Genomic DNA, 6,490 nt, shown 5'->3' on the forward strand with positions numbered 1-6,490 from the left:
ATGCAAATCAATTTTAAAACTCGTTTAAAAGCCGCCTTAAAATCATTCATTAATCCATCTCCATCTATCCCTCCAAAGCCAATTATTCATATCCTAGAAGTAGATACTTCTAGGGTAATAGATAATCAACTGTTAGTAGGAAAAAATGTTTTGATAACTGGGGCTGGTAAAAATATTGGCAGAAGCATTGCCCTTGAGATGGCTAAACAAGGCGCAAATGTTTTTTTCACCGAAATTAATCAGGAAAGATGTGAAAAATTAGAACAAGAATTAACTAGCTATTCAGTTCAAGTTAAAAGTTTTTTATCTGACATAACAAAAATTGAAGATATAGATGCTTTAAAAAGTTTCTTTGTACAGAACAATATTACTATTGATATACTGATTAACAATGCAGGCATTCAATTTGAAACAATAGGCATAAAAAATCTGAATTTAGAAGAATGGCATAAAACTTTTAATACAAATGTTTTCGGCCCCATGTATCTAACGAAGCTTATCTCAATCATGATGATAGATATGCAAATTCAGGGAACTATTATATTTATTACTTCTTTACACCAAGAGACACTTGTACGTTGGCCTAGTTATAGTTCTTCAAAAGCTGCCTTAAGAATGATTATAGAAGAATTGGCTATCGACTTAGCAGCCTATGGGATCAGAGTGAACGGAATAGCTCCCGGTTGGGTAGCGGAAGATGACCAGGGAATTCCCCTCCCTGATAAATATACGCCGCTGCATCAAAGTTCAATTAGTCCTCGTTATATTGGTCGAGCGGCTGTTTATTTAGCCTCAGAATATTTTTCTGAATTTACTACGGGAACAGTGTTAAAGATTGATGCAGGACTGTCATTATATAATTATCGTGTTAGCCAACATCCACCTCAGTAGAAAAGTTCTATTAGTTTTTATTCTGTTACTTGGATTTGGATTTTTCATAAGTATATTCAGGAAAAATAAAAGGAAAATGTTTCTAATAGAGAAATGGATAAAACCCCTATTAGCCTCTGGTTGTCTAGAGGCAAAGCATCAAAATTTTAAAACTATTTTTCCTGAAAAAGTAAAGCTCGAACGGGTGGCAACCGGATTTCAATTTACTGAAGGGCCAATTTGGTTTAACCAAGAAAAATCTATTCTATTTAGTGATATTCCGGCTAACAAAATCTTTAAACTGACCCCCAAGAATGAGGTAATAGTCTTTAGAGAGCCTAGTCGTAATTCCAACGGGTTGACTAGAGATAAGCAGGGACGACTCATTGCTTGCGAACACGGCACGCGCCGAGTTACCCGCACCGAAAAAAATGGTTCGATTACTGTCTTAGCCGATAAATTTCAAGGTAAAAACCTGAATAGTCCCAATGATGTAGTTGTCAAAAGTGACGGTGCTATTTATTTCACAGATCCGCCTTATGGCATCAAACCCGAACAGCAAGAACAACCGATTCAGGGAGTTTACCGCCTTTCGCCTGATGGCAACGAAATTATTATAGTAGCCGACGATTTTGATAAACCCAATGGATTAGCATTTTCACCTGATGAAAAAAAGCTTTATATCGACGATTCGGAACGCCGTCATATTCGATTATTCGACGTTCAACCGGATGGCACGCTTGCCAACAGTCGCATTTTTTACAATATGAATGGTAAGAAACCTGGTTTACCTGATGGGATGAAAGTAGACGTGCAAGGACATATCTACTGCACAGGTGCAGGAGGCGTGTGGGTTTTCGATCCAGAAGGGAATCATTTAGGAACAATTGTTACTCCGGAAGTGCCAGCTAATTGTGCTTGGGGAGATGACGATTTGCAAAGCCTTTATATTACGGCTTGCACCTCGATTTACAAAATTAGAGTAAACATTCCAGGCATGAAATTACCTTAATTGATTATTAAATTATGCTTAGAAAAAATCCTAAATTACCTGAAATGCATAATCTCAATTCAGAAAATAATTATAGCTGTAGCTGGCCTAATTTCGAGCAAACATTGCTGTTGCGGGCAGCACTTTTGCAGGGAGAAGAGGCAATGGATTCCTGGCATAAATGGAGAACATCTGCCGATATTGAGGCTCTCGATGTAGAATCCTATCGGTTGCTGCCTTTACTTTATCGCAACTTATCCGCACATGACGTGACGGATCTGCATATGGCAAGACTGAAGGGAGTTTACCGACGTACATGGTGTGAAAACCAAGTTTTGTTGCAACAAGTCGCAGCTATTATCAGTTGTTTTCAAAAGGATGGTATCAAAACAATATTGCTCAAAGATGCAGCTTTGAATATACATTACTACAAAGATTATGGCTTGCGGATGATACATAATTTTGATTTTTTAGTTCATCCAGCAGATGCTTTAGCAGCCGTAACTCTGTTACAAAAAAGTGGCTGGAGAGCCAAAGGAAAAATACCAGATACAATTACACCCTTCTTCCATACTCTAGGATTTGAGAATGAATTAAAACAACAGTTTAATCTTCGCTGGCATCTGTTTGCAGATGGTTTTCAAGAAGATGCTGAAAAGGATTTCTGGGATAGTGCGATATTAACCAAGCTGGATGACTTATCAACTTATGTTTTAAATCCCACCGAGCAGCTATTATACGTTTGTGTATATGGAGGAATGAATAATTTTGTTTTTCCAATTAGTCGGCTAGCTGATGCCGCAATACTTCTCAATTCATACCAAGCAGAAATTGATTGGAACCGGCTGGTGACTCTGGCACAAAAGTACCGCTTAATTTTGCCGTTACAAAATATACTGGCAAAATTACCTGAAATTCTCAATGCCCCAATCCCTCTGTCGATTTTACAACAAGTACAAAATCTACCTGTTTCTAAATTTGAGCGCAGCGAATATCAGCTTACGAGTAGAAAAGAAAAATCAGCTTCCGAGCGTTTGATAATCAGATATCTACAATATTCAAGAACAGTAAATACAGATAATTTTAAATTAAGATTTTTAGGTTTTCCCAGATATCTACAATATATCTGGGGTTTGGAACACTTATGGGAAGTTCCATTTCAAGCAATGATTCGGGGTATAAAAAGGCTCATTTGGTAATAGCGATCGCTTCCACCTGAAAAGAGATGTAGCCCGTTACACATTTCCCTACCAGCCGGAAGAGGCAAGTTTCATACATGAGATAGAGCTTAGACACTCCAAAATCTGAGAACTTAAGAACAAATAAAGAAAATCCTCAACAACTGCTTTCTAATCATCATGTTTGGAAACCAAATTAAGACAGCAGCATTGCTGGGACTCCTCAGCGGTCTTCTGGTTCTGGGTGGCTATTATCTAGTCGGCAACGAGCAGGGGCTATACTTAGGTCTGGCTTTTGCTGCATTCAGTAGTTTTGGCTCCTGGTACTATTCCGACCAAGCCGCCTTGATGGCGTATCGCGCCAAACCGCTAGAGCGTCAGGAGGCTCCAGAACTCTACGATATGGTAGCTTCTTTGAGCCAAAGGGCGGGGATTCCCATGCCGAAATTGTTTTTAGTGCCAACTAAATCGCCCAATGCTTTTGCAACCGGACGAGATCCGGATCATGCGTCTGTGGCAGTGACTCAAGGGATTATAGAATTACTCTCCCGCGAAGAACTCGAAGGTGTTTTGGCTCACGAACTCACCCACGTCAAAAACCGCGACACTCTAACTCAGGCGGTTGCAGGCACTATCGCTGGAGCAATTACATTTGCTGGACGGATTCTGACGTTTGGAGCGCTTTACGGCCCTGTCACCCGCGATGACCGTCGAGGGGGAAACGCTTTGGGTGCCTTGTTTCTAATCGTTTTGGCTCCGGTTGCTGCGGCGCTGATCCAGTTTGCGATTTCCCGCACTAGGGAGTTTTCTGCTGACTTGGGTTCGGCTGAAATCACGGGGAATCCTTTGGCGCTTGCCAGTGCGTTGGAGAAGCTGGAGGCAATGGGTCATCAGATTCCGATGAACGGCAATCCAGCGATGTCGCCGCTACTGATTGTCAATCCTATTTCGACAAAAGGGTTGCAATCTCTTTTCCGTACCCATCCCCCGACTGAGGATCGGATTCGTCGTCTCGTAGAATTGGCTCAGCAACAAAAGCAAATGACTCCATCGATCGCATAATGTGCAAGCTGTGCTGGTGATGCTTGATTTTAGCCGGTGGTAACGCCGGTTTTTTTTATTGAATGAGGATGCTAAAGAGGAGATGTCTCGCGTTTCGATTATTATTCCCACGCTGAATGAGGCGACGTGTCTGGAACGCACCCTGCGACAGCTGAGTTTGCTTGCGCCTCCTGCGTGGGAAGTGCTGGTGGTAGATGGCAAAAGTGAAGATGAGACGGTTGCGATCGCCCAGCAGATATTACCAGCGATCGCACCGTCATCTCAAGCGCGTGTCCTCATTTCCAAGGAGCGCGGGCGTTCGGTGCAGATGAACCGAGGCGCAGAGGCGGCGACGGGGGATATCCTGTGCTTTCTGCACGCAGATACCTCGGTTCCAGATGACTTTGTGGCAGTGGTTGAGCAAACTTTAGCCGATCCAGCCGTTGCTGGCGGCGGGTTTATTTCTCTGATGGCAGGTTCCCAGACGACGCGCTGGGGAGTGTCGCTGCACAATTACCTCAAAACTTACTACGCGCCGCTACTTTTCCGACCTTGTTTGTTTTTTAAGGGTTTGCGATTATTATTTGGCGATCAGGTAATGTTTTGTCGCCGCGCTGATTTCTGGGAGTGTGGCGGATTTGATGTAGCATTACCGATTATGGAGGAAGCGGACTTGTGCCTGAAGCTGGTGAAACGAGGACGGATTCGCCAAGTAAATCGCATTGTCCAAAGTAGCGATCGCCGTGTGGCAAAATGGGGTTCTCTTAAAGCTACAGCAATATACCTCTACATTGGCTTTCTTTGGGGTATCGGAGTTGAAGCAACTTACCTCAAGAAGTTCTATGAGGAAATCCGCTAATTAGTCATTAGTTTTTAAAATCTGTTTGTAGAACAAACATTAAGAAAGAAAAATGAAGTGTCTACAGTTTGTTTCCGAGCATCTAGTCGAACAGATCGTTGAACGACGCAAAACCCCAAGTGTATGCTGTTTGGAAGAAGTTGCAATAGACCTGGATGACTACAACAGTGCCCTTGTAGTTGGTGATTACTACAAAGTTTATGATAGTTTTCTAGTAAACAAATGCACCATTCGCATACTGGCGATGGAACTGTGGAGATGGGATAATATTCCTGGGCGACTGTGGCGTGGCGAGACCAATACAAACGCCGATGGTTGCAATCCCTCCGATAAACCAAATGTCCCCAACGATCCCGCCAGCGTATGAGCTTCCTTGCAATTGACCAGGAATGGGAACAGGAGGATCGGGCGCGGCGTTGGGTAGAAATTTAGGAGGAAGTGAATGCGACGGGCACTTTGGCTAAAATCGGCTCCACGCAGGTCAACCCGACTCAGGTTAATGCGACTGATCTCCAGATTTTGAAAGTTTCTATCTTGGTCGCCATACCGTTGGAGAATTTCATTCGCCTTCGTGGTGTTCATTGGCTTTGACTATGAACCGATAGATTTAATCATAGAAATTTAGACGTGACTACGGCTTTGGAGTTTTCTTGAGATAAATCCTATCTGTCCTGCTACTCTTGAGCCTAATTCTGCGACTGATATTTTGAGCCGTCTGGCATGATAGCACCTTCAAGAAAAGCCGCCTTCAGTTCAGAAATGCTGACTTTAGCACCTTTGAGATTTGCACCACTTAGGTAAGCACTATCTAGGTTAGAACCACTCAAACTTGCATTTCTCAAATTAGCACCGCTCAGATTGGCATTACTCAAGTCCGCACAAATTAAGTTAGTGTTACTGAGATTAGCGCTACTGAGATTAGCCTGATTTAAGCGAATAAAACTTAAATGGGCATGACTGAGATTGGCACCACTCAGTTTTGCCTGACTGAGGTTAGCATTATCGAAGTTTGCGTGACTCAGATTGGCATTACTGAGATCGGTTTCACTCAAATTCGCTCGACTCAAATTGGCTTTAGGAAGATTAATATCTACTAACTCTGCACCAGGAGAATCCAAACCTCTAAGAGAAACACCATCCTCATTCAAATCTTGCAATGCCAGAATTCTTGCATAACTAACTTTTACGCCATGCGATGCATCAACCGTACTCCAAGCTTGGTAGTGAAATTGTTTTCTGCGATCGGGAGCTTCCTTAATAAATAGAACTAAGGCAACCACGAGACTGACAGTATCAGCGCCACCCAGTGCCTGTCCAATCAAAGAATTTGGCTCTTCAGTACTTTTTATGCCAAAACATTAGTTATAATTAGAAAAAACATTAAAAAATATCTCAAAAAGTTACTAAAAAGATTGAACAGATTAACATGTAAAGACTATTTTTTATTAACTATAAATATAAGCATAGTATTTTTAGGTGAATTTACAGCTATGGCTAGCAAAAGAGATATTAAAATTCTAACAGAGCTTCTAGATTTAGACTCTCTCAAAG

The 6,490-nt window shown here is 42.0% G+C and carries 7 protein-coding genes; 6 read left to right on the forward strand and 1 reads right to left on the reverse strand.

The features are described from left to right. The 6 genes from ACFW2W_RS02620 (at window position 1) to ACFW2W_RS02645 (ending at window position 5,306) form a co-directional block, all read left to right on the forward strand. Window positions 1-891 (forward strand): SDR family NAD(P)-dependent oxidoreductase, encoded by an 891-nt coding sequence (locus ACFW2W_RS02620; RefSeq protein WP_378172951.1) that lies wholly within the window; start codon window positions 1-3, stop codon window positions 889-891. 76 nt (window positions 892-967) lie between these two features. Continuing rightward, window positions 968-1,882, forward strand: coding sequence for an SMP-30/gluconolactonase/LRE family protein (locus ACFW2W_RS02625; protein ID WP_378172954.1), 915 nt, complete (start codon window positions 968-970; stop codon window positions 1,880-1,882). A gap of 14 nt (window positions 1,883-1,896) precedes the next feature. Beyond that, window positions 1,897-3,060 (forward strand): nucleotidyltransferase family protein, encoded by a 1,164-nt coding sequence (locus ACFW2W_RS02630; protein ID WP_378172956.1) that lies wholly within the window; start codon window positions 1,897-1,899, stop codon window positions 3,058-3,060. Window positions 3,061-3,219: 159 nt separating this feature from the next. Further along, window positions 3,220-4,101, forward strand: coding sequence for a M48 family metalloprotease (locus ACFW2W_RS02635; protein ID WP_378172959.1), 882 nt, complete (start codon window positions 3,220-3,222; stop codon window positions 4,099-4,101). A gap of 82 nt (window positions 4,102-4,183) precedes the next feature. After that, window positions 4,184-4,939 (forward strand): TIGR04283 family arsenosugar biosynthesis glycosyltransferase, encoded by a 756-nt coding sequence (locus ACFW2W_RS02640; protein ID WP_378172962.1) that lies wholly within the window; start codon window positions 4,184-4,186, stop codon window positions 4,937-4,939. A gap of 52 nt (window positions 4,940-4,991) precedes the next feature. After that, complete coding sequence (locus ACFW2W_RS02645) at window positions 4,992-5,306, forward strand: hypothetical protein (protein WP_378172964.1); 315 nt, start codon at window positions 4,992-4,994, stop codon at window positions 5,304-5,306. A 319-nt stretch (window positions 5,307-5,625) separates the two neighbouring features. On the opposite strand, the gene ACFW2W_RS02650 is transcribed toward ACFW2W_RS02645, so the two are convergent. Then, window positions 5,626-6,261, reverse strand: a complete 636-nt coding sequence (locus ACFW2W_RS02650) for a pentapeptide repeat-containing protein (protein WP_378172967.1) — start codon at window positions 6,259-6,261, stop codon at window positions 5,626-5,628. Window positions 6,262-6,490 lie beyond the last annotated feature (229 nt).

Origin of the sequence: Coleofasciculus sp. H7-2, assembly GCF_042747725.1 — a bacterium.
In the GTDB taxonomy this organism is placed as follows: Bacteria; Cyanobacteriota; Cyanobacteriia; order Cyanobacteriales; family FACHB-T130; genus FACHB-T130.

Bases quoted from the DNA above. Each gene is read 5' to 3' on its own strand.
- ACFW2W_RS02620 (WP_378172951.1), top strand. From the start codon at position 1: ATGCAAATCAATTTTAAAACTCGTTTAAAAGCCGCCTTAAAATCATTC.
- ACFW2W_RS02625 (WP_378172954.1), top strand. From the start codon at position 968: ATGTTTCTAATAGAGAAATGGATAAAACCCCTATTAGCCTCTGGTTGT.
- ACFW2W_RS02630 (WP_378172956.1), top strand. From the start codon at position 1,897: ATGCTTAGAAAAAATCCTAAATTACCTGAAATGCATAATCTCAATTCA.
- ACFW2W_RS02635 (WP_378172959.1), top strand. From the start codon at position 3,220: ATGTTTGGAAACCAAATTAAGACAGCAGCATTGCTGGGACTCCTCAGC.
- ACFW2W_RS02640 (WP_378172962.1), top strand. From the start codon at position 4,184: ATGTCTCGCGTTTCGATTATTATTCCCACGCTGAATGAGGCGACGTGT.
- ACFW2W_RS02645 (WP_378172964.1), top strand. From the start codon at position 4,992: ATGAAGTGTCTACAGTTTGTTTCCGAGCATCTAGTCGAACAGATCGTT.